The organism is Rhizobium sp. BE258 (assembly GCF_031457345.1).
In the GTDB taxonomy this organism is placed as follows: domain Bacteria; phylum Pseudomonadota; class Alphaproteobacteria; order Rhizobiales; family Rhizobiaceae; genus Rhizobium.
The window spans coordinates 623,242-648,988 of the sequence record NZ_JAVDWL010000002.1 but is presented as its reverse complement, the minus strand read 5'-3'; the positions used below and the strand labels follow the sequence as shown (position 1 = coordinate 648,988).

23 protein-coding genes and 1 tRNA gene are annotated in these 25,747 nt (G+C 61.2%); 11 read left to right on the top strand and 13 right to left on the bottom strand.

Annotated features, from left to right (window positions below):
- Positions 1-17 precede the first annotated feature (17 nt).
- On the top strand, positions 18-1,229 hold the full coding sequence (locus J2X43_RS08440) for a LysR family transcriptional regulator (RefSeq protein ID WP_112514042.1): 1,212 nt from the start codon (positions 18-20) through the stop codon (positions 1,227-1,229).
- Between the two features lie 32 nt (positions 1,230-1,261).
- Complete coding sequence (locus J2X43_RS08435; RefSeq protein ID WP_310293177.1) at positions 1,262-1,984, top strand: copper homeostasis protein CutC; 723 nt, start codon at positions 1,262-1,264, stop codon at positions 1,982-1,984.
- On the opposite strand, the gene J2X43_RS08430 is transcribed toward J2X43_RS08435, so the two are convergent.
- The 7 genes from J2X43_RS08430 to J2X43_RS08400 all read right to left on the bottom strand — a co-directional run bounded on the left by J2X43_RS08430 (position 1,985) and on the right by J2X43_RS08400 (position 9,953).
- Positions 1,985-3,004, bottom strand: coding sequence for a zinc-binding alcohol dehydrogenase family protein (locus tag J2X43_RS08430; protein WP_310293175.1), 1,020 nt, complete (start codon positions 3,002-3,004; stop codon positions 1,985-1,987).
- Between the two features lie 58 nt (positions 3,005-3,062).
- Positions 3,063-4,037, bottom strand: a complete 975-nt coding sequence (locus tag J2X43_RS08425) for an ABC transporter permease (protein WP_112385333.1) — start codon at positions 4,035-4,037, stop codon at positions 3,063-3,065.
- Between the two features lie 28 nt (positions 4,038-4,065).
- The gene (locus J2X43_RS08420; protein WP_310293172.1) at positions 4,066-5,619 is read right to left on the bottom strand and encodes a sugar ABC transporter ATP-binding protein; all 1,554 of its coding nucleotides are present in this window, start codon (positions 5,617-5,619) and stop codon (positions 4,066-4,068) included.
- Positions 5,620-5,741: 122 nt separating this feature from the next.
- Positions 5,742-6,728, bottom strand: coding sequence for an ABC transporter substrate-binding protein (locus J2X43_RS08415; RefSeq protein WP_112385335.1), 987 nt, complete (start codon positions 6,726-6,728; stop codon positions 5,742-5,744).
- A 210-nt stretch (positions 6,729-6,938) separates the two neighbouring features.
- Complete coding sequence (locus J2X43_RS08410; RefSeq protein WP_310293170.1) at positions 6,939-7,388, bottom strand: RbsD/FucU domain-containing protein; 450 nt, start codon at positions 7,386-7,388, stop codon at positions 6,939-6,941.
- A gap of 9 nt (positions 7,389-7,397) precedes the next feature.
- On the bottom strand, positions 7,398-8,417 hold the full coding sequence (locus tag J2X43_RS08405) for an aldo/keto reductase (RefSeq protein ID WP_310293168.1): 1,020 nt from the start codon (positions 8,415-8,417) through the stop codon (positions 7,398-7,400).
- A gap of 33 nt (positions 8,418-8,450) precedes the next feature.
- Positions 8,451-9,953 (bottom strand): altronate dehydratase family protein, encoded by a 1,503-nt coding sequence (locus J2X43_RS08400; RefSeq protein ID WP_310293167.1) that lies wholly within the window; start codon positions 9,951-9,953, stop codon positions 8,451-8,453.
- A 231-nt stretch (positions 9,954-10,184) separates the two neighbouring features.
- Between J2X43_RS08400 and J2X43_RS08395 the strand changes: the two genes are divergently transcribed.
- Positions 10,185-11,081 (top strand): GntR family transcriptional regulator, encoded by an 897-nt coding sequence (locus J2X43_RS08395; protein ID WP_112385339.1) that lies wholly within the window; start codon positions 10,185-10,187, stop codon positions 11,079-11,081.
- Positions 11,082-11,084: 3 nt separating this feature from the next.
- Here J2X43_RS08395 and J2X43_RS08390 read toward each other — a convergent pair whose 3' ends face one another.
- The 4 genes from J2X43_RS08390 to J2X43_RS08375 form a co-directional block, all read right to left on the bottom strand.
- Complete coding sequence (locus J2X43_RS08390; RefSeq protein ID WP_310293164.1) at positions 11,085-12,575, bottom strand: MDR family MFS transporter; 1,491 nt, start codon at positions 12,573-12,575, stop codon at positions 11,085-11,087.
- 200 nt (positions 12,576-12,775) lie between these two features.
- Positions 12,776-13,642 carry a hypothetical protein gene (locus J2X43_RS08385; RefSeq protein ID WP_310293162.1) on the bottom strand — a complete coding sequence of 289 codons (867 nt, stop codon included), beginning with the start codon at positions 13,640-13,642 and terminating at the stop codon, positions 12,776-12,778.
- Positions 13,643-13,787: 145 nt separating this feature from the next.
- Positions 13,788-13,863, bottom strand: a tRNA-Thr gene (locus J2X43_RS08380).
- 120 nt (positions 13,864-13,983) lie between these two features.
- Positions 13,984-14,943 (bottom strand): nitronate monooxygenase family protein, encoded by a 960-nt coding sequence (locus J2X43_RS08375; protein ID WP_310293160.1) that lies wholly within the window; start codon positions 14,941-14,943, stop codon positions 13,984-13,986.
- 254 nt (positions 14,944-15,197) lie between these two features.
- Between J2X43_RS08375 and J2X43_RS08370 the strand changes: the two genes are divergently transcribed.
- Positions 15,198-16,409, top strand: a complete 1,212-nt coding sequence (locus J2X43_RS08370; RefSeq protein WP_310293158.1) for a regulator — start codon at positions 15,198-15,200, stop codon at positions 16,407-16,409.
- Between the two features lie 10 nt (positions 16,410-16,419).
- Here J2X43_RS08370 and J2X43_RS08365 read toward each other — a convergent pair whose 3' ends face one another.
- Together J2X43_RS08365 and ppk2 are read right to left on the bottom strand one after the other, a co-directional pair.
- Entirely contained in the window at positions 16,420-16,845 is a 426-nt protein-coding gene (locus tag J2X43_RS08365; RefSeq protein WP_112538494.1) for a hypothetical protein, read from the bottom strand.
- A 9-nt stretch (positions 16,846-16,854) separates the two neighbouring features.
- On the bottom strand, positions 16,855-17,736 hold the full coding sequence (gene ppk2, locus J2X43_RS08360) for a polyphosphate kinase 2 (protein WP_310293156.1): 882 nt from the start codon (positions 17,734-17,736) through the stop codon (positions 16,855-16,857).
- 236 nt (positions 17,737-17,972) lie between these two features.
- On the opposite strand from ppk2, the gene phoR reads away from it, so the two are divergent.
- The 7 genes from phoR (at position 17,973) to phoB (ending at position 25,694) form a co-directional block, all read left to right on the top strand.
- The gene (gene phoR / locus J2X43_RS08355) at positions 17,973-19,193 is read left to right on the top strand and encodes a phosphate regulon sensor histidine kinase PhoR (RefSeq protein WP_112514028.1); all 1,221 of its coding nucleotides are present in this window, start codon (positions 17,973-17,975) and stop codon (positions 19,191-19,193) included.
- A 198-nt stretch (positions 19,194-19,391) separates the two neighbouring features.
- Entirely contained in the window at positions 19,392-20,426 is a 1,035-nt protein-coding gene (locus J2X43_RS08350; RefSeq protein WP_112385348.1) for a substrate-binding domain-containing protein, read from the top strand.
- A gap of 160 nt (positions 20,427-20,586) precedes the next feature.
- A complete protein-coding gene (gene pstC / locus J2X43_RS08345; protein ID WP_310293155.1) occupies positions 20,587-22,068 on the top strand; it encodes a phosphate ABC transporter permease subunit PstC in 1,482 nt (493 codons plus the stop codon).
- On the top strand, positions 22,065-23,387 hold the full coding sequence (gene pstA, locus J2X43_RS08340) for a phosphate ABC transporter permease PstA (protein WP_112385350.1): 1,323 nt from the start codon (positions 22,065-22,067) through the stop codon (positions 23,385-23,387). The genes pstC and pstA overlap by 4 nt, the downstream gene beginning before the upstream one ends.
- A gap of 15 nt (positions 23,388-23,402) precedes the next feature.
- Positions 23,403-24,218 carry a phosphate ABC transporter ATP-binding protein PstB gene (gene pstB, locus J2X43_RS08335; protein ID WP_112385351.1) on the top strand — a complete coding sequence of 272 codons (816 nt, stop codon included), beginning with the start codon at positions 23,403-23,405 and terminating at the stop codon, positions 24,216-24,218.
- A 46-nt stretch (positions 24,219-24,264) separates the two neighbouring features.
- Positions 24,265-24,978: a phosphate signaling complex protein PhoU gene (phoU, locus tag J2X43_RS08330; protein ID WP_112385352.1), complete on the top strand. Its 714-nt coding sequence runs from the start codon at positions 24,265-24,267 to the stop codon at positions 24,976-24,978.
- 32 nt (positions 24,979-25,010) lie between these two features.
- Entirely contained in the window at positions 25,011-25,694 is a 684-nt protein-coding gene (gene phoB, locus J2X43_RS08325; protein ID WP_112385353.1) for a phosphate regulon transcriptional regulator PhoB, read from the top strand.
- Positions 25,695-25,747: the final 53 nt, after the last annotated feature.

Below are 25,747 nucleotides of genomic sequence, written 5' to 3'. Positions count from 1 at the left end.
TTCCGGAGACCCACGCATTGCATCTGGGCGCCCTTTTCATCGCCAGCCATGTCCTGTCATCGGGGTCCGTCAGAGAGACCGCGCGGCGCTTCACGTTGGCTGCCTCGACGGTATCGGCGGCTGTCTCCAATCTCGAAAGCGAATTGGCGCTGAAACTGACGGAACGCAGTTCCGGCGAACTGGTGACGCTGATCGCCAGCAGCAAGGTGGGCGAGGGATTGGTGCCCGTTCTGGAGGCGATCGACCAACTTGCCGATCTCTCGGGTGAGGCACCGGAAGACTTCGAAGGCTGGGCTGCCCGCATCCCGGTGAAGGTCGCGACCATGGAGCGTTTTCTCGAGGTCGCCGATCAAGGCAGCATCAACCGTGCTGCCCGCCGTCTCGGCCTCGGTCAGCCGCAGCTTTCGCTGCAGATCGCCAATCTGGAGAAGTTCACCGGCCACAAGCTGTTCGAACGGCAGGCGCAGGGCTCGGCCCTGACCGAGGAGGGCAGGCGCGCCTACGCGATCTTCTCGGCGATCAGCCAGGCATGGAACGACCTGAAATCGGCAGCCGACGAGCGCTATCAGCGCACCGCCCGATCGCTGAGGATTGGTTCAATCATCCCGACCGGCGCCGAAAGCTGGGTGGCACGTTGCCTCGGCGCCCTGGTTGCCGATTGGAACACCGGCCGCAACAAGAATGCCATCTCGCTGATCTCGATGACCGCCGACGATCTGCGCGAGGCGCTGAAATCCGGCCGCATCGACGTTGCCATTCTCGATTCCGTTTTCGGACTCGAGAGCTTCCAGAACCGCGAACTGCTGCGCACCGATCTTGTCGCCATCGCCCCGCCGGAGAGCACGGAGACGGATGTCGCCGCACTGGTCGCCGCTCACCCGATCTGCACCCCAAGCGAGCGCACGGGTCTCGGCGACGCTGCGACGGCGCTCAGCCGCGCCGGCATGGTGAGCCGCCGCTTCCGCAATCAGGATATCCGTGCGGCGGATTCGCTGCCCGTGATCGTCGATCTCGTCGCCAATCACGGCTATGTCTCGTTCCTCGGCCGCGTCAGCGCGCTGCCGATTGCCGATCGCGTGCGGATCGTCGATCTGGCCGAGCAGATCCCGATTTCCTATCATGTGGCCTTCAATCACCGGAAAGCTTCCGCCGATGCCTGCACGATGATCATCGACGCCGTACGCAAAATCGTCGGCCAACCCATCGCAAAATCGCCGGTCATGGCGTAGAGCGTTCGGCGCGCCAATTCGGGAGATGAGAAATGCCGGTTTTGCTTGAAGTATGCGTCGATAGCGCCAAGGGGCTTGCTGCCGCGATCGAAGGCGGCGCCAACCGCATCGAACTCTGCTCCGCTCTCGAACTCGGCGGGTTGACGCCCGTTGCAGGCATGATGAAAGCCGCAGCCGCAGCGCCGATCCCTGTTTACGCGATGATCCGCCCGCATGCCGGGCCATTCATCTTCGATGCGGCCGACGAGGCGTCGATGATGGCGGATATCGATGCCGTCAGAGCTTTCGGCCTCGCAGGTGTCGTCATCGGCGCCAACCGGCCGGACGGGACGCTCGACATGCCGCTCATCCATCGCCTCAAGGCTCATGCGGCAGGTCTGGGCTCCACGCTGCACCGCGCCTTCGATCTGGTTCCGGATGCCGATGAGGCGCTTGAACAGGCCGTCGAACTCGGTTGCGAGCGCATCCTGACGTCCGGCTGCGTGCCGAAGGCCATGGACGGTCTCGAAACCCTGAAGCGGCTTTCGGCCACGGCCGCTGGCCGCATCTCGATCATGCCGGGCAGCGGCGTGCGCCCGTCCAATGCAGCCGAAATCCTGCGTGCTACCGGCGCCCGGGAAATTCACGGCTCCTGCAGCTCGGCGCTGGCCAGCATGGACCCGCGCGCGGTTGCCTTCGGTTTCGAAGCGCCGAGCTCGAACCAGACGGATACAGGCATCGTCCGTCAGATGCGTCAGGTCATCGAAGCGGTCTGATCAACCCGCGACCTTGATCACGGCCTTGATCAGGCCGCTCTTCTCATGCGCCCAGCGGGCGAGATCGCGTGGCGCGTCCGCGAGCGTCGTGCGGTGGGTGATCAGCTTGTCGACTGGCACGAGGCCCTTGGCGATCGAATCCGCCACATGTTCGAAATCGATCCGCGTTGCGTTACGGCTGCCGATCACCATCATTTCGCGCTTGTGGAATTCGGGATCGGAGAAGCGGATTTCGTCCTTGACGACGCTGACCAGTACCAGTGCGCCGCCATGGGCAACGAAGGAGAAGGCCTTTTCCATCGACGGGCCATAGCCGGTGGCATCGAAGACCACATCGAAACAATCGCCATCTGTTGCAGCCTTCACTGCATCGGCGGTTGCCTCGTTCGCGACGATGCCCGACTGGAAGCCGAAACGATCGGCGGCCATCTGCAGACGCTCGGCGCTGGTATCGAGCAGCGTAACCTCATGACCGGCGATACGGGAGAAGATGGCCGCCCCGAGCCCGATCGGGCCGGCACCGATGACGAGCGAGCGCGAACCGGCGGCTGCCATCGACCGGCGAACAGCATGCGCGCCGATCGCCAGAAACTCGACGGTCGCCGCCGCTTCGAGGCTGAGACCCTTTGCGGCATAGAGATTGCCCGCGGGTACCGTGATCTCTTCGCAGAAGGCACCATCGGTATGGACGCCGAGAACCTTGATGTTTGTACAGCAGTTCGGCTTGTCCTTCCGGCAGGCAACGCAGGTGCCGCAGGAAAGGTAGGGGTTGACGATCACAGGCATTCCCACCGCCATCGCCACGCCGTCGCCGGTCTCGACGACGGTGGCGGATATCTCATGCCCCATGACGCGCGGATATTCGAGAAACGGATGCTTGCCTTCGAAGATGTGGTAGTCCGTGCCGCAGATGCCGACATGGCTGACCGCCAGCCGCACCCAGCCGGGAGCGGGCGTGCCGGGGGAAGGGCGCTCGACGATTTCGAGCACACCGGGCTTCTGGCAAAGCACTGCTTTCATCTTGTTTCTCGCATTCAGAAGTGAAGAAGCCGGTCGATGACCGGCTTCGCTTTTCGTCTCAGACGCTCCGGCGGCGGCGCAACTGGTCGAAGTAGACGATCACGATGATCAGAAGACCGGTGATGATGCGCTGCCAGAAGGAGTTGACGTTGAGCAGGTTCGCGCCGTTGTTGATGGTCGCCAGAATGAAGGCGCCGATCAGCGGGCCGTGGACGGAGCCGACCGCACCGAAGAGCGACGTGCCGCCGATGACCGAGGAAGCAATCGCCTGCAGCTCCCAGCCGTCCGCCTGTGTCGCGTTGCCGATGGCGATACGGGAGGCCAGCAGCACGCCGACGAAGGCGGCGAAGGTGGCGGAGAGAATATAGGCGAGGAAGATCATCCGGTTGACGTTGACGCCGGAGAGGCGCGCGGCTTCTGCATTCGAGCCGACCGCGAAGAGATAGCGGCCCCAGCGGCTGAGATGCAGGAACACGAAGCTCGGCACCGCGACCAGGATCACCATCCAGAACAGGCTCGGAATGCCGAGGAAGTCGGCGCGGGCGAAGTTCGAGAAGTCCTCGTTGACGATATTGATCGACGAGCCATTGGTGATCAAAAGGCCGATACCACGCAGCGATGTCAGCGTTGCCAGGGTGATGATGAAGGGCGGCAGGCCCATCTTGACGATACCGAAGCCGTGAAAGGTGCCGATCAGCACGCCGAACAGCAGGGTAAGCAGGATAGCCGCCCAGACCGGGACGCCCGCCTGCAAAAGCCAGGCGATAATGACCCCGGCAAAGCCGACGATGGCGCCCACCGAAAGGTCGATACCCGCCGTGATGATCACGAAGGTCTGCCCGAGCGCCAGGATAGCCGTCATCGACCCCTGCCGCAGCAGGTTGCTGATGTTTAGGGGCGTCCAGAAGCTGGCGGTGAAAATTCCGAGCATCAGCCAGAGGAAGAGCAGCAGACCGATCAGGGTCAGGCCGAACAGAATGTTGACCTTGCGGCGTGGCGGCGGAGGCGCAATTTCGGTGGGGGTTGCAGTCACTGTTCTCTCTCCCTCTTATTCTTCTTGCTCAGACGCCGATCGCTTCGCCAAGCACTTCTTCATGCGACGCTGCGTGGAAATCATGGCTGGCGACAAGCTTGCCACCGCGGAACACATGCAGCCGGTCCGCAAGCTCGTAGACTTCAGGCAGGTAGGAGGAGATCAGGATGATGCCCGCGCCTTCCTTCAATAGCTTGGCAAAGAGCCGGTAGATTTCCGCCTTGGTGCCGACATCGACGCCGACAGTCGGCTCGTCGAAAATGAACAGCCGCGCGCCATGGCTCAGCCATTTGCCGATGACGATCTTCTGCTGGTTGCCGCCGGACATGCTGGATGCATTCACGCGGCGGCTCGGCGTCTTGATGCTGAGATCGCGGATCTGCTTGTCGGCGTTCGCTGTCTCGACGGTATGATTGATGACGGGCCCGCTGCTCAGCCGCTTGAAGACAGGCAGGTTGATATTGAGGCCAATCGGCAGGTTGAGGCAGAGCCCCTGGTCGCGGCGGCTTTCCGGCGCCAGCGCGATGCCGAGATCCATGGCGGCGCGCTCGTTCTTGATATCGACCTTCTTGCCCATCCAGTGAATTTCACCTGATGTCGTCTTTTCCCGGCCGTAGAGGCCGAGCGCGAATTCGCTGCGCCCCGCACCGATGAGGCCGTAAAGCCCGACGATCTGCCCGGCCTTGACGCTCAGGGACACGTCGTCGAAGCCCGGTCCGGAGAGGCCGCGCACTTCGACGATCGTCTCGCCGATCGGAATTTCTTCCTTGTGGTAGATCTGCTCGATCGAGCGATTGATCATCAAGGCGATCAACTCGGTCTCGTTTGTCTCGCCGATCAGGCGTGTGCCGACATGGGTTCCGTCGCGCAGAACCGAAACGCGGTCTGCGAGCTCGAACACTTCTTCCATGCGGTGGCTGATATAGACGATCGTCACGCCTTCCGCCTGCAGCCTTCGGATCAGCTTGAAGAGCTGGGCCGATTCCTGGCGGGTCAGATAGGCTGTGGGCTCGTCAAAGATCAGGAACTGCGTGCCGCGCATCGCGGCCCGGGCGGTCGCCACAAGCTGCTGCTGGCCAATGGTCAGATCGCTGAGCAGCGCACTGGCGGGCAGCCCGAAGCCGAGATCGTCGAGCACGGTCTGGGCCATGTTGACCATCTGCTTCTTGCGCATCAGGCCGAACTGATTGACCTCGTCGCCGAGGAAAAGGTTGGCGGCCACGGTCAGGTGCGGGCAGAGCACCACTTCCTGATGGACGGCGTTGATGCCGCGGGCGATCGCCTCGTTCGGCGAGGACAGACCGACGGGGTGGCCGCACCAGAGAATTTCACCCGCCGTGCGGGTGATGACGCCGGTCAGAAGCTTGATGAGGGTGGATTTTCCGGCGCCGTTTTCGCCGACGATCGCGTGAATTTCACCGGCCAGAAATGTCACCGTCGCTGGTTTCAGCGCCTGGACGTAGCCGTAATTCTTCTGCAATCCCTTGAGTTCCAGGATGGGCGAACCTGCCGGAATACGGCTTGCCTCTTTCAGCGTGGCACTGTCATCGTGGCGATGACTGACCTCTTCCAGTCCGTCCATGGACCTCTCCTCCCATATGCGAATTCCTGTTTCTCCACCCAGGTTCCGCGCTACCACGCGGACGATAACACAGGTGAAGAAAAGGCCGCGCGGAATTTCTTACGCGCGGCCTCGACTGAAGATTACTTGATCTTCGGGTTCAGAAGAGCGTCGATCTTCGGCTCTGCCATGTTGGCCTTGGTGACCAGGTTTGCGCCGGTATCGACGTTCTGTTCGACCTTCTCACCCTTGGAGACGGCGAGTGCGGTCTTAATGCCGTCGTAACCCATGCGATAGGGGTCCTGCACCACGAGACCGGCCAGTGCGCCGTCCTTCAGGAAGCCGACGGTCTTGTCGTCACTGTCGAAGCCGATGACCTTGACCTTGTCGCCGAGCTTGTTTTCAGCAATCGCCTGGCCGACGCCCTGTGCCATGATCAGGTTGGACGCGAAAACGCCAACGATGTTCGGGTTGGCAGTGATGAGGTCGGTCATCATGTTGAGGCCGGTGGTTGCCTGGCCGTCAGCATACTTGTCGGCGATCACCTTCAGGCCCGGATACTTGGTCTTGACCTGATCGAGGAAGCCTTCGCGGCGCTGTTCGAGCGAACCTGCACCTGCAATGCTGGTGATGATGGCGATTTCGCCTTCTTCCTTGCCGGTGGCGCCCTTGATGGCAGCGGCAAGACCGTCAGCAGCGATGCGGCCGCCCTGGGTGTTGTCGGTGGTCAGGAACGACTTGAAGGCCTTGGAGTCAGCGCCGGAGTCGATACCGATGATCGGAACGGACTTGGCAGCTTCGTCGATCGGCTTGCCGAGCGCCTTGAATTCGGTCGGCGAGATGACGACAGCGGCCGGCTTGCCGGCAACAGCGTTTTCGAGAATGCTGATCTGGCCGTTGACGTCGGATTCAGACTGCGCGCCGAGTTCCGGCACCTTGACGCCGAGATCGGTACCGGCCTTGCGGGCGCCGGCCAGAACGATCTGCCAGTAGAAGGACGTGGTGTCCTTGACGATGATCGGGATCGTCACTTCCGCAGCGAAGGACGGCATCGGCATTGCCGTTGCGATAAAGGCTGCACCTGCGAGAGCGCTAAACGCCCGGCGGGAAAGGATGGACTTCATGCTCATTGTGGGTTCTCCTCCCAAGTTGCGTTCTCCTCCAGAAAACCAAACCGCTGAACGCAGGCGGACGATTTTTATCGATAAAAAACATTTGCCGGATGAAGCTAGCTGAGGCTTTTTGAAATTGCAAGTGGGGCAATTTCGCCTTTTTCGCTTCCTTCAATCCTCCCTAAGCTTATGTTTTTCCATCAATTCAAAGATACTCTAAAATTGTCGTCAGCCGCGATAGACCTCTTCGGGAAGGACGACGCCCTTCTTCAGGATCAGATTGCCGTAGAGCCGGAATTCGGTTGTCGCGACAATATAGGCGGCCTTGCGCGACCGTTCGTAGAAGGCGAAGCGCTCCAGCGTGGCGATGCGGAAGCTGTCACCCGCCTTGCGGTCGACGATCGCCTGGAACTCGGCGCAGACCTCGGGCACGGCTGCCGCGTCACCGACGACTTCCATGCGCCATGCGCTTTCCGGCACGAAAGTGTCTAGCGGGAAGTGGGTCAGGATCGCTTCGGCCATATCGGTGGCGCTCACGCCGTCGGCGCGGATCATTTCCGGGCCCATGCTGGCGGACGGGAAGTTGGCGTCGGCAATAACGATCTCGTCGCCATGCCCCATTCTGGCGATCGCCAGAAGCAGGTCGGGGCTGAGGACGGGGTGGACACCCTTAAGCATGCGTGGCTCCTACATACGAACGGCATCGCTGCCCAATGGCTTAGCAACGAGCGTTTGGCTTTCGAATTCCGGGAAGATGCTGTCGGGCAGGCGCGGCTCGAAGAGCTGCATGTTGCGCTCCAGGCTGGATGCCCTGGCCGTGCCGATCAGCACCGATGAGACGAATGAATCGCGAAGCGGGAATTGCAACGCGGGCGCGGCCAAGGGAACGCCGTGGCGCTTGGCGATCTCTTCCATCGCGGTCACCTTGGCAACGACATCAGGCGTCGGCGCCATATAGTCGAAATGCGCGCCGGGCACTGGCCCGGTCGCCAGGATCCCCGAATTGAAGACGCCGCCGACCACAAGGCTCGTGCCCTTCTGCTGGCAGAGCGGAATGAGCTCGGCCACCGCGGAACGGTCGAGCAGCGTATAGCGCCCGGCCATCAGGATCACGTCGATATCGGCATTGCGCATCACGTCGAGGCAAACAGGCACCTCGTTGACACCAAGGCCGAAAGCCTTGATGGCGCCGCTCGATTTCAGCTGCTCCAGCGCCTTGATGCCGCTGTCGAGAAACTGCTTCAGATGGACGGCATTTTTCGCGGCGCCATGCGTATAGCCGCCGATATCGTGCACATAGAGAATGTCGATGCGATTGAGACCAAGCCGCGCATAGCTGAAATCGACCGAGCGCATGATGCCGTCATAGGAATAGTCATAGTCCGCATCGAAGGAGAGCGGATCGACATAACTGTAATCGGGAACAGTGCCGGTCGGCACCGGCCGCAGCAGGCGGCCGACCTTGGTCGACAGCACATACTCGGCTTCCGGCTTGGACCGCAGGAAGTCGCCGACAGTGCGCTCGGCGAGGCCGAGGCCATACCAGGGCGCCACGTCAAAATAGCGGATACCGGCATTCCATGCCGCATCCAGCGTGTCCATCGCCTGCTCGCGCGGGCAGGCGCGGTAGAGGCCGCCGAGAGCTGCAGCACCGAAGCTGATTTCGGTCACCTGCAGATCCGTCTTGCCGATCCTCCTCGTCTTCATCATTCCTCCTCTGAAGACTTGTCTGTCTGTATATTAGAGCGTTGCTCCAAGATGCCACGGCACGAATTCGTTATCGCCGTAGCCGAACTCTTCGCTCTTGGTCTTCTTGCCCGATGCGGTGTTGATGATGAGCTCGAAGATCTCGCGGCCCTTGCCCGAGATCGTCGCGTCACCTGATGCGATCGTGCCGCAGTCGATATCCATGTCCTCTTCCATCGCCGCATAGAGCGCCGAGTTGCTAGACAGCTTCAGCGATGGAGCGGGACGACAGCCGAAGCAGCTGCCGCGTCCCGTCGTGAATGCGATCATGTTGGCGCCGCCCGCGACCTGGCCGGTTGCCGAAACTGGGTCGTAGCCGGGCGTATCCATGAAGACCAGACCCGGCGCCGTGACGCGTTCCGCATAGCCGTAGACGGCTGTCAGTGGCGAGCGCCCACCCTTGGCGACGGCGCCAAGCGACTTCTCGAGAATGGTCGTCAGGCCGCCGCGCTTGTTGCCGGGCGAGGGGTTGTTGTCGAGCGATGCGCCATGCAGGCCGACATATTTTTCCCACCAGACGATTTTCTCGTCGAGCTTCCTTGCCACGTCGTCGCTGACGGCACGGCTGCGCAGCAGATGCTCGGCACCATAGATTTCCGAGGTTTCCGAGAGAATGGATGTGCCGCCCGCTGCCGCAAGCAGATCGGCCGCGACGCCGAGCGCCGGATTGGCGGTGATCCCGGAAAAGCCGTCCGAGCCGCCACACTGCAGGCCGATGATGATGTCGCTGATCGGCAGCGCCACGCGGCGTTCCTTGCCGACATCGGCAGCGATCTCGCGCAGCATGCCCATGGCGCGCTCGACGGCGCGGCGCGAGCCGCCGGCATCCTGAATATTGAAGTGCCGCTTGGTGTCGCCGGCGCCGCTCTGGCCGTAAAGCGTCAGCTGGTTGACCTCGCAGCCGAGGCCGATCATCAGCACGCCGCCGAAATTGACGTGGCGCGTATAGCCGGCAAGCGTCCGGTGCAGAACAGCCATGCCGTCGCCGGTCGAGCTCATGCCGCAGCCCTGGTCGTGAACGATCGGCACGAAGCCGTCGATGCCTTCGTAATGCGGCAGGATCGTCCGGTTTGCCTCGTCTGCAATGGCGCGGCAGACGGTGGTGGAACAGTTCACGCTGGCGATGATGCCGATGTAATTGCGGGTCGCGGAGCGGCCATCGGCACGCTTGTAACCCATGAAGGTGCGGGCCTTGTCTTCGGCGGTCGCCGCTTCCGGCGCGGAATTGGCGGTCGCTGCCAGGCGGTCGTTTTCGAAATGCAGATTGTGGCTGTGGACGTGGTCACCCGCTTTCACTTCTGCGGTCGTGCGTCCGATGGCCTGGCCATACTTGACAACGGGCGTGCCGAGCGGGATGTCGGCGATCGCAACCTTGTGGCCGGGGTCGATTTTCTGCCGTGCGGCGACGCCGGCAACAATGGCTCCGGGCTCGATGGCCGACGTGGCGACGGCGACATTATCTCCGGCCGAAAGGATGAGCCAAGGAAGTTTGTCCAATTGTCTTCTCCCTGAGGAAAACGCTCGCTGCATTGGCGAAATGCGCATTGATTTTGTTTTTTATCTACAATAAACATTTTGAAGTCAACGGGAATATTGTTCCTGTGGACGAGGGAGGCAAACAGCCGCAAGCAATCCAGAATAATATAAGGATTGCAATGGATAAGCCCCCGGCGCACTGGCCGCACGATCGCGTGCAGGGTCTCGGCGCACGGGAAGGAGCGGGGTGGCATGGCAAGACAGAATACCGTCTTCAAGGAAGCGTACAACAGGTATGCGGCCGCACTGCGTCCGGATGCCGCGCTGCCGTCGGAGCCCGAAATTGCCGCCCAGCTGGGCATCAGCCGCAGCACCGCGCGGGCGATCCTGACGCGCCTGAGCGACGAGGGGATCATCCGCTGGAACAAGCGCCAGAAGATCGTGCTCAGGGCGCCGACCGCCAAGGATCTTTTTCCATCCGAGGAAACGGATTCGCTGCACGACATCATCGAGCGCAGCTTCATGCAGCGCATCCTCTCGGATGATGCCGCGCCCGGCATGCAGATCAACGAGCTGGAACTGGCCCGCGAGATCGGTACCGGGACGACAAGCGTTCGCGAATTCCTGATCCGCTTCTCCCGTTTCGGGCTGATCGAGAAGCGGCCGAACAGTCATTGGATATTGAAGGGCTTCACCCGCGAATTCGCGCTGGAACTCGCCGATGTGCGCGAAATGTTCGAGCTCCACTCGGCCGCCGATTTTGGCCGTCTGCCTAAGGATCATGCCGCCTGGCAGCATCTGGCCGTCATCAAGCAGGACCATCTCGATGTGCTTGCCGACATGGATCGCCGCTATAAGGAGTTCTCGGCACTCGACGAGCGCTTCCACCTGCTGATCCACCGCGCTTCGAAGAACCGCTTCATCGCCGATTTCTACGATGCCATCGCCATCGTGTTCCACTATCACTACCAGTGGAACAAGGCGGCCGCCCGCCAGCGCAACGAGCGCGCCATTCACGAGCATCTCGATTACATCGCTGCGCTGGAATCCGGCGATCAGGCGCAGATCGATTTCTCGGCCCGCCTGCACCTGCGCTCGGCCCGCCAGACCCTGCTGCAATCGCTGCCGCAGAATCCGGCCGATGTCTGATCCTTAGTGCGATGCCGCTTCGCTAGCGGAAACGCTCGTCGTCCTGCGACGATGATCGCCGACCGGGATGAGCCACGTCGAGATCAGCGTCATCACCGCCACCACGACGATGCCCCAGAAGCTCCAGTGCAATGACGCATCGAAGATGCCGCGCACAACGGGATCGCCTGCGAGCTCGGTCAATCCGGTCGGCTGGTTCAGGACGTTGTGCAGGTTCTCGGCGGTGTCGCCGCTGGCATAGTGATTGATCCCGGCATTCAGGATCGCCCCGAGGACGGTGGCGCCCAGCGTATTGCCGAGGCTTCGGGCGAAAATGATCGAGGCCGTGGCGCTGCCGCGCATCGACCATTCGACGCTGTCCTGAACCAGCGCAATGCTGGTCAGGTTGATCAGGCCCATGCCGAAGCCCATGAAGAACGAGCCGGCACCGGCGACGATCGGCGAGCTGTCCGGCGTCAGGAACAGCAGGAAAAGCGCACCGAACGGAAACAGCAGGCTGCCGAAACGCAGGGTGTTGCGAATGCCGAAGGCCTTGAACAGCTTGCTCGACATCATCACCGACAGCGGCCACCCGACAACCAGCATGGTCAGCGTGAAACCGGCCACGATCGGCGAGCGGCCAAGCACGCCCTGAATATAGACAGGGAGAATGGTGGAAAGCCCGATCAGCGCCATACCGGCAAGCAGCATGCAGATATTGCTCGTCGCGACGAGGCGGCGGCTCCACAGCGCGATCGAGATGATCGGCTCGGGCGCGCGTTTCTCCTGCCAGAAGAACAGGGCGCCCGAAATGACGAAGACGGCGGCGAGCGAGAGCAGGATCCAGGCGCTGGCATCCGTCTCGGTCAGGATCACCAGCACGGCGATGATGGCAATCGAAAACAGGATCGCGCCGAGATAGTCGATGCTGGCCTCCTTGTGCGCCACGGTTTCCTTCAGGAACAGCGAGAAGGCGATGATCGAGAAGACGCCGATTGGCAGATTGATCCAGAAGATCCACGCCCAGGAAATATTGTCGACGATGACGCCGCCGGCGAGAGGCCCGACCACCGCCGAGGTTGCCCAGACGGTTGCCATGATGCCCTGGACACGGCCACGTTCCTCGAGCTTGAAGAGGTCGCCGATGATCGTCATCGTCACCGGCTGGATGGCGCCTGCGCCGAGGCCTTGCAGCAGGCGGAAGACGATCAGCGAGGTCATCGACCAGGCAAAGCCGCAAAGCAGCGAGCCGATCAGGAACACCACGATGCCGCCGATCAGTACCGGCTTGCGGCCGAAGATGTCGGAGAGCTTGCCGTAGATGACGGTGGTCGTCGATTGCGCCAGCAGGAAGGCCGAAAATACCCAGCTGTAATAGCTGAAACCGCCAAGCTGGCCGACGATGCGCGGCATTGCGGTCGCCACGATCGTGGCTTCGATCGCCACCATGAAGGTGGCAAACATGATGGTCGCGACAACGAGAACGCGGTTCGAGCGCTGGGCCGTATCAGACATGACTTACCTTTCAGGATGCTTCGCTATGCCGTCATCGAAGGCGGCTCGGCAGAAAGGGGCAAGCGCCGGCGCGAAGTGCTGCTTTGGTTTTTAGGCCCTTGCTGCGGGCTCTGTAAAGCCAATTATCCTTCCGGTTACACAACGCAAAACCGCCGCAGCGATGGTTTCGCTGCGGCGGCCATGGTCAATCCCGTTTCTGCCTAGAACGACGCTCCGCGCCAGATCGGGCCGTTGCTCTCTTCGTCCTTAAGACTGGTCGAGCCGAAGTGATAGCGCATGCCGACGAGGAAGTTGTTGGAGATGTCGCTGTCGCTGCCGAAGTCGTCGACAGCGAGCTTGGCATGCTCGAAGCGGTAGCCCGCATAGAAGGAGACCGGCGTGCCATCCGGTCGGTAGTTGCCGATCGCGGAGATCTTCCAGATATCGGCCGTCTCGATGTCATCCTGGTAGCGGTCGAATGCAGCTTCGAAATCGGCGCGGATATTGTCGGTGAAGAAATAGCGCATCCCGGCACGGCCGGCATAGTGATCATAGTCAAAGCCGCCGATATCGGTCGTGCCGAGGCCGGCCTGACCATAGATGGTCATGTCGGTGCCGAGCCATGCGGCTTCCAGGCCGCCGAGATAGTCGCGTGCGGTCGTATCCGGCAGGAAGCGCGATTCAAACCGTCCGGTCTGGCCGAAGACGCCGAACGCATAGTTGCCGTCAGGCCGGTAATAAACATGCAGCGTACCGCCGATATTGTCGTTCCAGCCGTATTCCTGGAGATAGGAATGCGCGTAATCGGCATCCGCCTGCAGGTTGAGCCCGGTGTCGGAACTCGCATTCATCGATCCGCGCAACCGCCACGAGCGGCTGTCGAGCTCGGTGTCGCGCGATGTGCCGGTCTCGAAGCCCCCTTCGATATATCCGGTGAACCGGCTCGCCGTTGCCGGTACTTTCTCCGGTTCATCGAGCAGAAACTTCGGGATCATCAGATCGTTAGGCGCCAGATCGGCAGCCATCGCCCCGTGAACGCCAACGACCGAAAACGCCGACGCCAAAACCGCGGCAGCCAAACCTTTCATAGAAACTATCCCCCAAATCACAACTGGAGGAAAGGATATCAATCAAGGGTTAACCATGTATTTCAATCATTGCGTAACTATGAAAAAGCTTAACAAAGCCATAGGCTGTGTTTTTAGCGGTATTGAAACGACTGGGAAAAGCAAATGGTGCCGCTTGCAGGACTCGAACCTGCGACCCCATCATTACGAATGATGTGCTCTACCACCTGAGCTAAAGCGGCAATCCGTGCGGCCGAACCAGGCGGCCCGCGATTTGCATGGCGCTGATACAGCCATTGTTTGAAGATTTCAAGCGCCGTCTGGCGGCTTTGGCAAAAAAGACCGGCGTTGTGGAAATCGTCCTAGAGGCTGAGGCGGGCGCGGGCGGCGCGGTATTCGCTGTCCAGGCGATCGACGAGCTTTGCAACCGGCTCGACAGCCTTGATGGCGCCGATGCCCTGGCCACTGCCCCAGATATCCTTCCAGGCCTTAGCGCCGCCGACTGCCTGTTCGAAATCCATCTTCGAGGGATCGGCGACGGGAAGGTTGTCGGGGTCGAGGCCTGCGGATTTCACCGATGGCTTCAGATAATTGCCATGCACGCCGGTAAAATAGTTCGAATAGACGATATCGTTGGCCGCCCCGTCGACGATTGCCTGCTTGTAGGCGTCGCTCGCTCGGGCCTCCTCGGTGGCGATGAAGGGGGTGCCGATATAGGCCATGTCGGCGCCCATCGCCTCGGCCGCCAGGATCGCCCCGCCATTGGCGATGGCGCCGGCAAGCAGCAACGGGCCATCGAACCATTCACGGATTTCCTGGATGAGGGCGAAGGGCGACAGCGTGCCGGCATGGCCGCCGGCGCCGGCGGCGACCGCAATCAGCCCGTCGGCACCCTTGCGGATCGCCGAGTTGGCGTGGCGGTTGTTGATGACGTCATGCAGCACGATGCCGCCATAAGAATGCACGGCGGCATTCACCTCCGGCACGGCGCCGAGCGAGGAGATGACGACGGGCACCTTGTATTTCACGCAGAGCATCAGGTCGTGCTCCAGCCGCTTGTTCGACATATGGACGATCTGGTTGACCGCAAACGGCGCGGCCGGCCGGTCCGGATTGGCGGCATTGTGGGCGGCAAGCTCCTCGGTGATCATCGCCAGCCATTCGTCGAGCTGGCTTTCCGGCCGGGCGTTGAGCGCCGGAAACGCGCCGATGACGCCTGCCTTGCATTGCGCCAGTGTCAGGGCCGGATGCGAGATGATGAACAGCGGCGAGGCCACGACCGGGAGTCGCAGGTTCTTCGTCAGGATTTCGGGCAGCGCCATGAGGTCACCATGAATTGACGTTTACGGAAGCGTCAATTTGATAACAGAGTTACATTGCGCCGAAAAGGCCACCCAACTGGGCAGGCTACCGATTTTGCGATTTTCGGATATTCTGAAAGGCGGCGTTTTCCCCTGCCGATCGGCCGGGCGGCGTGCCGGAGGCTTGCGGTTTGGCGCTGTTGCCGCTACCGGATTTTGTTAGGCATTTGTAAAGATTTGAGCGGAATGCCGGTTTCAAGAGTGAAGGATCGCACGTGAGCGGATTAGAAACGGCCATCAGAACGGCGCTTGGCAATTCCGATCGCGACAATCCAGAGATCCGCGCCAGAATCTATCAGTCCGCGCGCCAGGCGCTGGAGGCAGGGCTGCGCAAGCAGGACGTCACCGACCGCGATGCTGTCGCGCACCACCGTCACCGGCTTGAGACGACGATCCACATGATCGAGGCCGAAGAGCGCGAGCGTATGCATCCGCGCCAGGGGCCGCCGGAAGTGCCGGTTCCGCCTGTTGTCGAAGTGCCCGAACCCTATCATCATGAAGCCCCGTCGCCTGAGGCGGCCGCGCCGGAACTGGCAGGCGAGACACGCCATGCTGAAGAGCCGCGCAGCGCCTATGACGATGCGAGCCTCGACGGCGTGCATGCCGGTGCTGCCGATCACTTGGGTGCTGCGCCCGCTGCGGAGGAAGCCTTTGCCGCCGAACCACGTCCGGCGGCCAAGGCTGCGGCTCCCGGCAATATGGATTTCCGCCCGGAAGGGGCGGCCAAGCGTCGAAAGCCGCGCAAGTTTTTCTCCCGGCTTCTGGTCTGGTGCGTGCTGATCGCCTTTCTCGGCATGGGGGCCTGGTGGGCGCATAAGTCAGGCCTGCTGCTGACGGCCGCGGAGCGCGATACCAGCGTTGCCAATCCGCCTGCCAGCACCCAGCCTGAGGATTTCGACGGCAGCCAGAACGAGACGGCAGATAATTCCGGCAGCCACACCGACGAGCCTGTAACCATCGACCCGCAGAACAGTTTCTCGGCCGAATGGATCGAGGTCTTCAAGCCATCCGATGCCAGCAAGATCGCCAATGGTGCGCAGGCGCATACGGAAAACGTGACGGAGAACGACGCGGCCGCAGTCCGGCTGATTTCGCAGAGCAACGGCGCCGACGGCAATATCGGCATCACCGTACCCGCCGCCGTGCTGCAGCAGCTCGCCGGAAAGTCGTCCACCATCGCCATCACCTTGCAATCGACCACCGACGAGCCGACGCAGATCACCGTCGAGTGCGATTTCCAGACGCTTGGGAACTGCGCCCGTCACCGTTTCAGCGTCACGCGGGAAAAGTCGGATGCGCTGCTGCAAGTCAGATTCGATCGCTCTCTGGCGCCGAGTTCGGATGGCAAGCTGCTGATCAACAGCGATGTCGATGGCAGGGCCCGCGGGATCAATCTTTACGCGGTGCGTATCCTGCCCGGGCAATAAGCAGGCTCGATCAGCTGCCGGCGGGCGCCTGGCTGAGCAGGATCGAGAGGTCCTGCGGCGTATCCTCGACGATACCGTCGAAGCCACAGCTTTCACGAACGATCTGCGCCGGTGCGCCGCCGGAAAGCCGCAGGCCGACGATCACGTTGGTATAGCCGTCCCAGATTTGCGGCGCCGGCTTGTATTTCCGCTCCCAGCGCGCCTCGATGATATGAGGCTCGACGCTCTTGCCGGTGAGCACCTGCTCGATCTCAAGACGGAAGAGCGCGTCCTTCTGCTCCGGACGGCTCTGGTAGCCGACAACTTTCGCCCTGACGATCGTATCTGAGCGATAGAGCACGCTGTAATCAACATCCTGCAGCAGCACGCAGGCATGTGCCTGTGCGGCGAGCCCAAATACCGTCAAAAATCCGCCGATCGCCGCTGCAGGCCGCATTAACCCATCCTATTTCAGAAAGCCGGGACCCGAGCCGATGATCTTGTCGTCGAGTTCGCCGAGCGCGCTCTTGTCCTTGCCGTCGTAGTCCATCGTCTTCAGCATGTGGCGAAGCAGGTTGATCCGTGCTCTCCGCTTGTCGTTGGCGCGGATGACGGTCCAGGGCGCGAATTCGGTATGCGTCGCTTTCAGCATCCGGTCGCGCTTGTCGCTGTAGTCGCCCCATTTCGTCAGTGCCGCGATATCCATGGACGATAGCTTCCAAACCTTGAGCGGGTCGTGTCTGCGGTCGTGAAAGCGCTTCAGCTGCATTTCGCGGCCGATATCCAGATAGAACTTGAAGAAATGAATGCCCTCGTGGGCAATCACCTTCTCAAGTTGCGGCGCCTGTTCCAGGAAATCCTCGTACTGCTTCGGCGTGCAGAAACCCATGACCGGTTCGACACCGGCGCGGTTATACCAGGAGCGGTCGAAGAGCACGAATTCGCCGGCCGTGGGAAACTGGCTGATATAGCGCTGGAAATACCATTGACCGGCTTCGCGTTCGGTCGGTTTCGCCAGCGCGACGACGCGGGCAAGACGCGGGTTCATGCGGGCAGACGATGCGGAAATCGCGCCGCCCTTGCCGGCGGCATCCCGGCCCTCGAACAGCGCCATCACCCGCTTGCCGGTTGCCTGCAGCCAGAACTGCACCTTGACCAGTTCGATTTGCAGCTTCTCGAGGTCTTCGAGATAGTCTTCTTCCTTCAGCTTCTTCTTGTAGGGAAAGTCGCCGGATTCGAGCGCGTTGTCGCTGATCCAATCGGGCAGGACCGGATCATCGACGTCGAAGACACGCTTCTTGCCCCTGATCTCCAGTTCAACTGCGCGGCTTTCGACATCCTCGCCCATAATTTCCTCCAGCAACGTCGGCTTTTGAGCAGGCGATCATATTTCGTGTGAAAAATCAAATCTCTCGGGGAATTCAGAAAAAGCTGTGTGTTTCCACGGCTTGTTTCGCGGCTGGTGGCCGCAGCCGAAAACTTCTGTCATGAATCAGCGCTATCAGGCAAAGTTTGAAGCGATAAACAGGACCCGATGCGGGCGAGGGGCACGTGGAAGAGGAAACGCCGTGGACATCGGGGCTGATGGCCCGCATCAGGCAGGAACGGCCAGTGCTTCTGGCCGCACTCGTCATCGGAATGGTGGCGCTGGCGGCAGACATGAACAAATGGGGCGTCCTGGCCCTTGTTGCCCTCATGCTGCTTGTCGTCATCATGAATGCCGAGCCAGCCGTGCAGGCAAAGCTCGCCGAGCTGCCCGTTCCTGAACCGGAAGCGCCGAAAAGCCGTCTGCCGGAGGTTTCGGCAACGCTTGCCGGACTGGATATTCCCGTCATGGTGCTCTCGGGCGATGCCTCGGTTCTCTTCCAGAACCGGGCGGCCGAGAAGGCCTTCGGCGAGATGATCATCGGCGCCCATATTTCCGCTCGTCTCCGTTCGCCCGGCATTCTCGACATGGTGCGCGAAACCATCGTCACCAACGCGCCGAACCAGATCGAGCATTCCGAACGGCTTCCCTCCGAGCGGGTCTATATCGTACGCAGCGCGCCGATCGATCTCGGCGGTGGCGAAAATGCCGAGCACTTCTTCATTCTGTCCTTCCGCGATATTTCCGAGGTGAGGCGTATCGACCGCATGCGCTCAGATTTCGTGGCCAATGCCAGCCATGAGCTGCGCACGCCGCTCGCCTCCCTGCGCGGCTTCATCGAGACCATTCAGGGCCCTGCAAAGAACGACGCGAAGGCGCAGGAGCGCTTCCTCGGCATCATGTTCGACCAGACGACGCGCATGAGCCGGCTGGTCGATGATCTGCTGTCTCTGTCGCGCCTCGAGCTGAAGTCGCATATCGCGCCGGATGAGAAGGTCGATCTTGTCCCCTTGCTCGGCCATGTCCGGGATTCGCTCGCCCCTCTGGCGAAGGATGTCGGCGTCGAGATCAACCTTCATCTGCCGGAAGGTCAGGCCGAGGTGCTCGGCGATCGCGACGAACTGGTGCAGGTCTTCGAGAACCTGATCGAAAACGCCTGCAAATATGGCCAGGAAGGCAAGGCCGTCGATGTGACGGTCAAGAACGGGTCCGGACAGCCGGTTGAAGTTACCGTTGCCGACAAGGGGCCGGGCATTCCGGCAGAGCATGTTCCGCGCCTGACCGAGCGCTTTTACCGCGTCAGCATCGAGGACAGCCGGTCGAAAAAGGGCACCGGCTTGGGGCTTGCGATCGTCAAGCACATCCTCACGCGCCATCGTGCACGGCTGATCGTCAAGTCCGAGGTTGGTAAGGGAACGGCCTTTACGGTGCGGTTTTGACATAAAGCCGCAACACATCCATAACATCCAAAATTTTTATTATTTCATTTCAATAATTTAACCTGTCACAAATGTTTCACCAAAGTGACATAAAAGCTCTGTGCATCAGGGGCTAAAGAGTGGCTGCCGATGAAAAAAGGCAATGCGAGGGCCCTGGGGGGCCTGCCCACACAAAGCCCAATGCCGGGAGATTTTTTGATGAACACGCTTAAACTTACCGTTGCCGCTCTTGCCGCAACCGTTGCTTTTGCAGGCGCTGCAGCCGCTCGCGACCAGATCCAGGTTGCCGGCTCGTCCACCGTTCTGCCTTACGCTAAGATCGTCGCTGAATCCTTCGGCGAAACCTTCACCAACTTCAAGACGCCGGTCGTTGAATCTGGCGGCACGGGCGCTGGCCTCAAGGAATTCTGCAAGGGCGTTGGCGAAGACACCATCGACGTTGCAAACGCTTCGCGTCCGATCAACAAGAACGAACTGGAAGCCTGCAAGACCGCTGGCGTCACCGACATCCAGGAAGTGAAGATCGGTTATGACGGTATCGTCTTCGCAACCGACTCGTCCAACCCTGACGTCGCCTACGTTCCTGAGGACCTCTACAAGGCTCTCGCTGCGCAGGTCGTCGTTGACGGCAAGCTCGTTGCCAACCCTTACAAGAAGTGGTCGGAAGTCAATCCGAAGCTCCCGGCTGTTGATATCGCTGCCTACATCCCGGGCGAAAAGCACGGCACCCGCGAAGTCTTCGAACTGAACGTTCTGGCCGCCGGCTGCAAGGCTTCGGGCGCACTCGACGTCATCGCCAAGGAAATCACCGACAAGGCTGCTCAGCAGAAGGCTTGCGTCGCAGTCCGTAAGGACGGCGCTGCAGTCGATATCGACGGCGACTATCCGGAAACGCTGGCACGCATCGCTGCCAACAAGACCGGCGTTGGCGTATTTGGCCTCTCCTTCTACGAAAACAACGCTGACAAGCTCAAGGTTGCTTCGATGAGCGGTATCGTTCCATCGACCGAGACCATCGCTGACGGCACCTACCCGGTTTCCCGCCCGCTGTTCTTCTACGTCAAGAAGGCACATCTCGGCGCCGTTCCGGGCCTGAAGGAATACGTCAACTTCTTCGTATCCGACCAGATGATCGGCCCTGACAGCCCGCTCGTCGAATACGGCCTCGTTGCTGCTCCGGACGCCGAGCGCGAAGAGATCCGCAAGGCCGTAGAAGCCGAAAAAACGATGTAATCAATAAGCCGGCGCGGTGCCTTGGGGGGTGCCGCGCCGGTCTTCGACTGAGGTACCCTTGCCCGGTCAGGCGCAAGGTTTCGAGTTTCTCCATGATTGGGAAGCCGGCGGCGATATCGCAGCCTGTGCTTTTGGGGCCGAGCGCCTGGGGACGTAAAGAATGAGCACATCCATTATACTCTTGTGTCTCGTGGTGCTTGGCGCGCTGGCCTATGTGGCCGCCCGCAGCCGGGCCACGGCACTTGCCGGGGGCAAGTCTTCCGTGCTGCATTCGCGGCCGGGTTATTACGGCGCTTATGCCGCCATTTGGGCCATCCTTCCGGCCCTGATCGTTCTCTGTGTCTGGCTCGCCGCCAGCCCAGGCATCATCGAATCCACCGTCCGCAAATCCTTTCCCGACGATGTGAAGGCGAAGACCACTGCCGAGCAGGATCTGAGCTACAGCATGGTCGCGACCGTTGGTCGTGGCCTGAACCTGCTCACATCCGACGAAGTCACGGCAGTCGGTGCCGACACCAAGGCGGTTCAGGCCAAGCTCAACGAGAAGGGCGTCCCGCTCGCCGGTGAACCGCAGCCCTACATGCTCGATGCCGCCAAGCTGCTGAATGCCGAAAGCGCCTCCAGCCGTCTGATCATGAGCGCGATCGTGCTCGTGCTTGCCGTCGGTGGCGCGCTCTACGCCCTGCGCGGCGTCAAGCCACGCTTCAGGGCCCGCAACCGCGTTGAGCGCGTCATGCTCTGGGGCCTGTTGCTGTCTTCGTCTATCGCCATTCTGACGACCATCGGCATCGTTCTGTCGATGCTGTCGGAAGCCATTCGCTTCTTCGCCAGCGTTCCCGCCGCGGACTTCTTCTTCGGCACCGTCTGGGATCCGCGCTTCGCGGGTGCCGGCAGCTCGTCCTTTGGTCAGTTCGGCCTGATCCCGCTGTTGCTCGGCACGCTCTATATCGGCGCCGTCGCCATGCTGGTCGCCGTGCCGGTCGGCCTCTTCGCCGCCATCTACATGGCCGAATACGCTTCGCCGAAAATTCGTTCGCTTGCCAAGCCGCTGCTCGAAGTTCTGGCGGGTATCCCGACCATCGTCTACGGCTTCTTCGCGCTCGTCACCGTCGGCCCGTTCCTGCGCGATCTGTCGTCGCAGGTCAGCGGTCTCCTGACCGGCGACTACACGAACTTCATCCAGGCACAGAGTGTTCTGACCGCCGGTATCGTCATGGGCATCATGCTGATCCCTTACGTGTCCTCGCTGTCCGACGATATCATCACCGCCGTGCCGCGTGCGCTGCGTGACGGTTCGCTCGGCCTCGGCGCAACGCGCTCCGAAACCATCAAGAAGGTCGTGCTACCGGCCGCTCTTCCGGGTATCGTCGGTGCGCTGCTGATGACCGCATCGCGCGCCATCGGCGAAACGATGATCGTTGTGCTTGCGGCCGGTGTTGCCGCCCGCATCCAGATCAATCCGTTCGAGCCGATGACGACGGTCACGGTCAAGATCGTCAATCAGCTGACGGGTGACCTCGAGTTCACCTCGCCGCAGACGCTGGTTGCCTTCGCGCTCGGCATTACGCTCTTCTTCATCACGCTTTGCCTCAATATCTACGCGCTCTACATCGTGCGCAAATACCGGGAGCAGTACGAATGACGAATATTGTTTCTCCCGTTGCAGGCATCACTGTCTCCAAGGCTCCGGCACGCCGCGACATCGGCATCAAGCGCCGCTATGCCGCAGAACGCCGCTTCCAGGCCTATGGCATCGCTGCCATATCTTTTGGCCTGATCTTCCTGGCGATCCTGCTCTCGACGGTCATCCGCCAGGGCTATACCGCCTTCCAGCAGACGGCGATCACGCTTCCGGTGGAATTCACCGAAAAGACCATTGACCCGAGCAACAAGCGTGCGACCGATCCGTCGGTCCTCGTCTCTGCCAACTACGGCGCGTTGCTGCGTGACGCCATCGTCAAGCAGCTGAATGTCAACGCCTCGAGCCGTCCTGACGTCCGCGATGCTTCGGCCATGCTCTCCAAGGGCGCTCCGATCCAGCTGCGCGACATGGTTGTTTCCGACCCGTCGATCATCGGCAAGACGGTCAATGTCACGGTGCTTGCCGACGCCAATATCGATAGCGCCAGCAAAGGCCAGATCGATCTCTCTGTCGATGAGAAGAACCGCAAGGTGAACGACAAGCAGGTCGGCTGGATGAACGAGCTTAAGGCGAGCGGTGCTCTCTTCAAGCAGTTCAACACAGGCCTGTTCGTCAATGGCAATTCCAGCCGTCCGGAAGCGGCAGGGCTCGGCGTTGCTCTCATCGGCTCGCTCTACCTGATGCTGATCGTTCTGGTTCTTGCTCTGCCGATCGGTGTCGCCGCCTCGATTTATCTCGAGGAGTTCGCGCCGAAGAACAAGCTGACCGATCTCATCGAGGTCAACATCAACAACCTCGCTGCCGTTCCGTCGATCGTTTACGGTCTGCTCGGCCTCTCCGTCTTCATCAACTTCATGGGTCTGCCGCGTTCCGCGTCGCTGGTCGGTGGCCTGGTGCTGACGCTGATGACCCTGCCGACCATCATCATCGCGACGCGTGCTGCGCTTCGTGCCGTGCCGCCGTCGATCCGCTCGGCCGCTCTCGGTCTCGGCGCATCGAAGATGCAGATGGTGTTCCACCACGTTCTGCCGCTTGCCATGCCGGGCATCCTGACCGGTACCATCATCGGCCTGGCTCATGCGCTCGGCGAAACCGCGCCTCTGCTGCTGATCGGCATGGTCGCCTTCGTCGCCAATGCCCCGACCACGCCGCTCGATCCGTCCACGGCACTTCCGGTCCAGGTCTATATGTGGGCCAACGAAGCCGAACGCGCCTTCGTGGAGCGTACCTCGGGTGCCATCATCGTCCTGCTTCTGTTCCTGATCGTCATGAACATCGGAGCCATCCTCTTGCGCCGTCGCTTTGAGCGCCGCTGGTAAACGGAGTACAAACCCATGAACATGTTGACAGAAGCAGCAGTTGAGAAGGCTCTGGACCAGAAGATGAACAGCATCCCTTACAAGATGATCGGCCAGGACGTTTCCGTCTATTACGGCGAAAAGCGCGCTCTCTTCGACGTCAAGCTGAACATCCGCGAAAATACAGTGACTGCGCTCATCGGCCCGTCCGGCTGCGGCAAGTCCACCTTCCTGCGCAGCCTGAACCGTATGAACGACACGATCGACAACTGCCGCGTCACCGGCAAGATCACGCTCGATGGCGATGATATCTACGATCCGGATATCGACGTCGTCGAATTGCGCGCCCGCGTCGGCATGGTGTTTCAGAAGCCGAACCCGTTCCCGAAGACGATCTACGAAAACGTCGCCTACGGCCCGCGCATCCACGGTCTCGCCAAGTCGAAGGCCGACATGGACCAGATCGTCGAGACCAGCCTGCAGCGCGCCGGCCTCTGGAACGAGGTCAAGGACCGCGTGCATGAATCCGGCACCGGCCTCTCCGGCGGTCAGCAGCAGCGTCTCTGCATCGCCCGTGCCGTCGCGGTCTCGCCTGAGGTCATCCTCATGGACGAACCCTGCTCGGCGCTCGATCCGATCGCAACCGCAAAGGTCGAGGAGCTGATCCACGAGCTGCGCGAAAGCTACACGATCGTCATCGTGACGCACTCCATGCAGCAGGCGGCCCGCGTCTCGCAGCGCACCGCCATGTTCCACCTCGGCAACCTCGTCGAGGAGAACGACACCGACAAGATGTTCACCAATCCGGACGATCCGCGCACCCAGGACTACATCATGGGCCGCTTCGGCTGATCTTTGGCGTCACGACTTCCGATAGAGACACTCAAGGACATTTCCCATGGCATCGACACATATCTTTTCTGCATATGACGAGGATCTGAAGTTCCTGACCCGCCGCATTTCCGAAATGGGCGGTCTGGCGGAACAGATGGTCTCCGACGCTGTGCGCGCGCTGGTCAATGGCGACGGCGCACTGGCGCAGAAGGTCATCTCCGACGACGTGATCCTCGATCACGCCGAGCGCGAGATCAACGACAAGGCGATCGTCACCATCGCCCGCCGCCAGCCGATGGCGTCGGACCTGCGCGAGATCATGGGTTCGATCCGCATCGCCGCTGACCTCGAGCGTGTCGGCGATCTCGGCAAGAACACCGCCAAGCGCGTTATCGCCGTGCAGAGCACCGGCGTTCCGCGTAAGCTTGGCCGCGGCCTGGAGCATCTCTCGGAACTGGCTCTCGTGCAGCTCAAGGAAGTGCTTGACGTCTACACGACGCGCGCTGCCGATAAGGCGAAGTCGATCCGCGAGCGCGACGAGGAAATCGACGCGATGTACACCTCGCTGTTCCGCGAGCTCCTGACCTACATGATGGAAGATCCGCGCAACATCACCAGCTGCACGCATCTTCTGTTCTGCGCCAAGAACATCGAGCGCATCGGCGACCACGCCACCAACATCGCAGAAACCATCTACTACATGGCGACCGGCGCCCAGCCGGAGGGCGAGCGTCCGAAGGACGACACCGCCAACACCGTCGGCGCGGTCACGGAATAATATCCGGACCGGGCCTCAGGAGACAGAGCAGAATGATCCCGAGAGTTGCAGTCGTTGAAGACGAAGAAGCACTGAGCGTGCTTCTTCGTTACAATCTCGAAGCCGAAGGTTTCGAGGTCGACACCATCCTGCGCGGCGATGAGGCGGAAATCCGCCTTCAGGAGCGGACGCCGGACCTTCTTATCCTTGATTGGATGCTGCCTGGCGTATCAGGCATCGAGCTTTGCCGCCGGCTGCGCATGCGCCCGGAGACCGAGCGCCTGCCGATCATCATGCTGACGGCACGCGGCGAGGAAAGTGAACGCGTTCGCGGCCTCTCGACCGGTGCCGACGACTATGTCGTCAAGCCGTTCTCGACGCCTGAGCTCGTCGCACGCGTCAAGGCGATGCTGCGCCGCGCCAAGCCCGAAGTTCTCTCGACCGTGCTGAAATGCGGCGATATCGAACTCGACCGCGAGACGCACCGCGTTCATCGCAAGACCCGCGAAGTCCGTCTCGGACCGACCGAGTTTCGCCTGCTGGAATTCCTGATGGCCTCTCCCGGCCGCGTCTTCTCGCGCTCGCAGCTTCTGGATGGCGTCTGGGGTCACGACATCTATGTCGACGAGCGCACCGTCGATGTCCATGTCGGCCGTCTGCGCAAGGCGCTGAATTTCTCCAACATGCAGGATGTCATCCGCACCGTTCGCGGCGCTGGATATTCGATGGAAGCTTGAAGCTTTCGGAATTGAGACACAAAAAAACGGGCCGTAAGGCCCGTTTTTCGTTT

What these genes read in the sequence shown, in the direction of transcription:
- J2X43_RS08375 (WP_310293160.1), bottom strand. Translation starts at nt 14,943, where the DNA reads ATGGCGCTGCCCGAAATCCTGACGAAGAACCTGCGACTCCCGGTCGTG.
- phoR (WP_112514028.1), top strand. Translation starts at nt 17,973, where the DNA reads ATGGCCCGCATCAGGCAGGAACGGCCAGTGCTTCTGGCCGCACTCGTC.
- J2X43_RS08365 (WP_112538494.1), bottom strand. Translation starts at nt 16,845, where the DNA reads ATGCGGCCTGCAGCGGCGATCGGCGGATTTTTGACGGTATTTGGGCTC.
- phoB (WP_112385353.1), top strand. Translation starts at nt 25,011, where the DNA reads ATGATCCCGAGAGTTGCAGTCGTTGAAGACGAAGAAGCACTGAGCGTG.
- J2X43_RS08405 (WP_310293168.1), bottom strand. Translation starts at nt 8,417, where the DNA reads ATGAAGACGAGGAGGATCGGCAAGACGGATCTGCAGGTGACCGAAATC.
- J2X43_RS08385 (WP_310293162.1), bottom strand. Translation starts at nt 13,642, where the DNA reads ATGAAAGGTTTGGCTGCCGCGGTTTTGGCGTCGGCGTTTTCGGTCGTT.
- J2X43_RS08410 (WP_310293170.1), bottom strand. Translation starts at nt 7,388, where the DNA reads ATGCTTAAGGGTGTCCACCCCGTCCTCAGCCCCGACCTGCTTCTGGCG.
- J2X43_RS08430 (WP_310293175.1), bottom strand. Translation starts at nt 3,004, where the DNA reads ATGAAAGCAGTGCTTTGCCAGAAGCCCGGTGTGCTCGAAATCGTCGAG.
- J2X43_RS08420 (WP_310293172.1), bottom strand. Translation starts at nt 5,619, where the DNA reads ATGGACGGACTGGAAGAGGTCAGTCATCGCCACGATGACAGTGCCACG.
- J2X43_RS08435 (WP_310293177.1), top strand. Translation starts at nt 1,262, where the DNA reads ATGCCGGTTTTGCTTGAAGTATGCGTCGATAGCGCCAAGGGGCTTGCT.
- J2X43_RS08350 (WP_112385348.1), top strand. Translation starts at nt 19,392, where the DNA reads ATGAACACGCTTAAACTTACCGTTGCCGCTCTTGCCGCAACCGTTGCT.
- J2X43_RS08415 (WP_112385335.1), bottom strand. Translation starts at nt 6,728, where the DNA reads ATGAGCATGAAGTCCATCCTTTCCCGCCGGGCGTTTAGCGCTCTCGCA.
- J2X43_RS08395 (WP_112385339.1), top strand. Translation starts at nt 10,185, where the DNA reads ATGGCAAGACAGAATACCGTCTTCAAGGAAGCGTACAACAGGTATGCG.
- J2X43_RS08390 (WP_310293164.1), bottom strand. Translation starts at nt 12,575, where the DNA reads ATGTCTGATACGGCCCAGCGCTCGAACCGCGTTCTCGTTGTCGCGACC.
- pstC (WP_310293155.1), top strand. Translation starts at nt 20,587, where the DNA reads ATGAGCACATCCATTATACTCTTGTGTCTCGTGGTGCTTGGCGCGCTG.
- pstB (WP_112385351.1), top strand. Translation starts at nt 23,403, where the DNA reads ATGAACATGTTGACAGAAGCAGCAGTTGAGAAGGCTCTGGACCAGAAG.
- phoU (WP_112385352.1), top strand. Translation starts at nt 24,265, where the DNA reads ATGGCATCGACACATATCTTTTCTGCATATGACGAGGATCTGAAGTTC.
- ppk2 (WP_310293156.1), bottom strand. Translation starts at nt 17,736, where the DNA reads ATGGGCGAGGATGTCGAAAGCCGCGCAGTTGAACTGGAGATCAGGGGC.
- pstA (WP_112385350.1), top strand. Translation starts at nt 22,065, where the DNA reads ATGACGAATATTGTTTCTCCCGTTGCAGGCATCACTGTCTCCAAGGCT.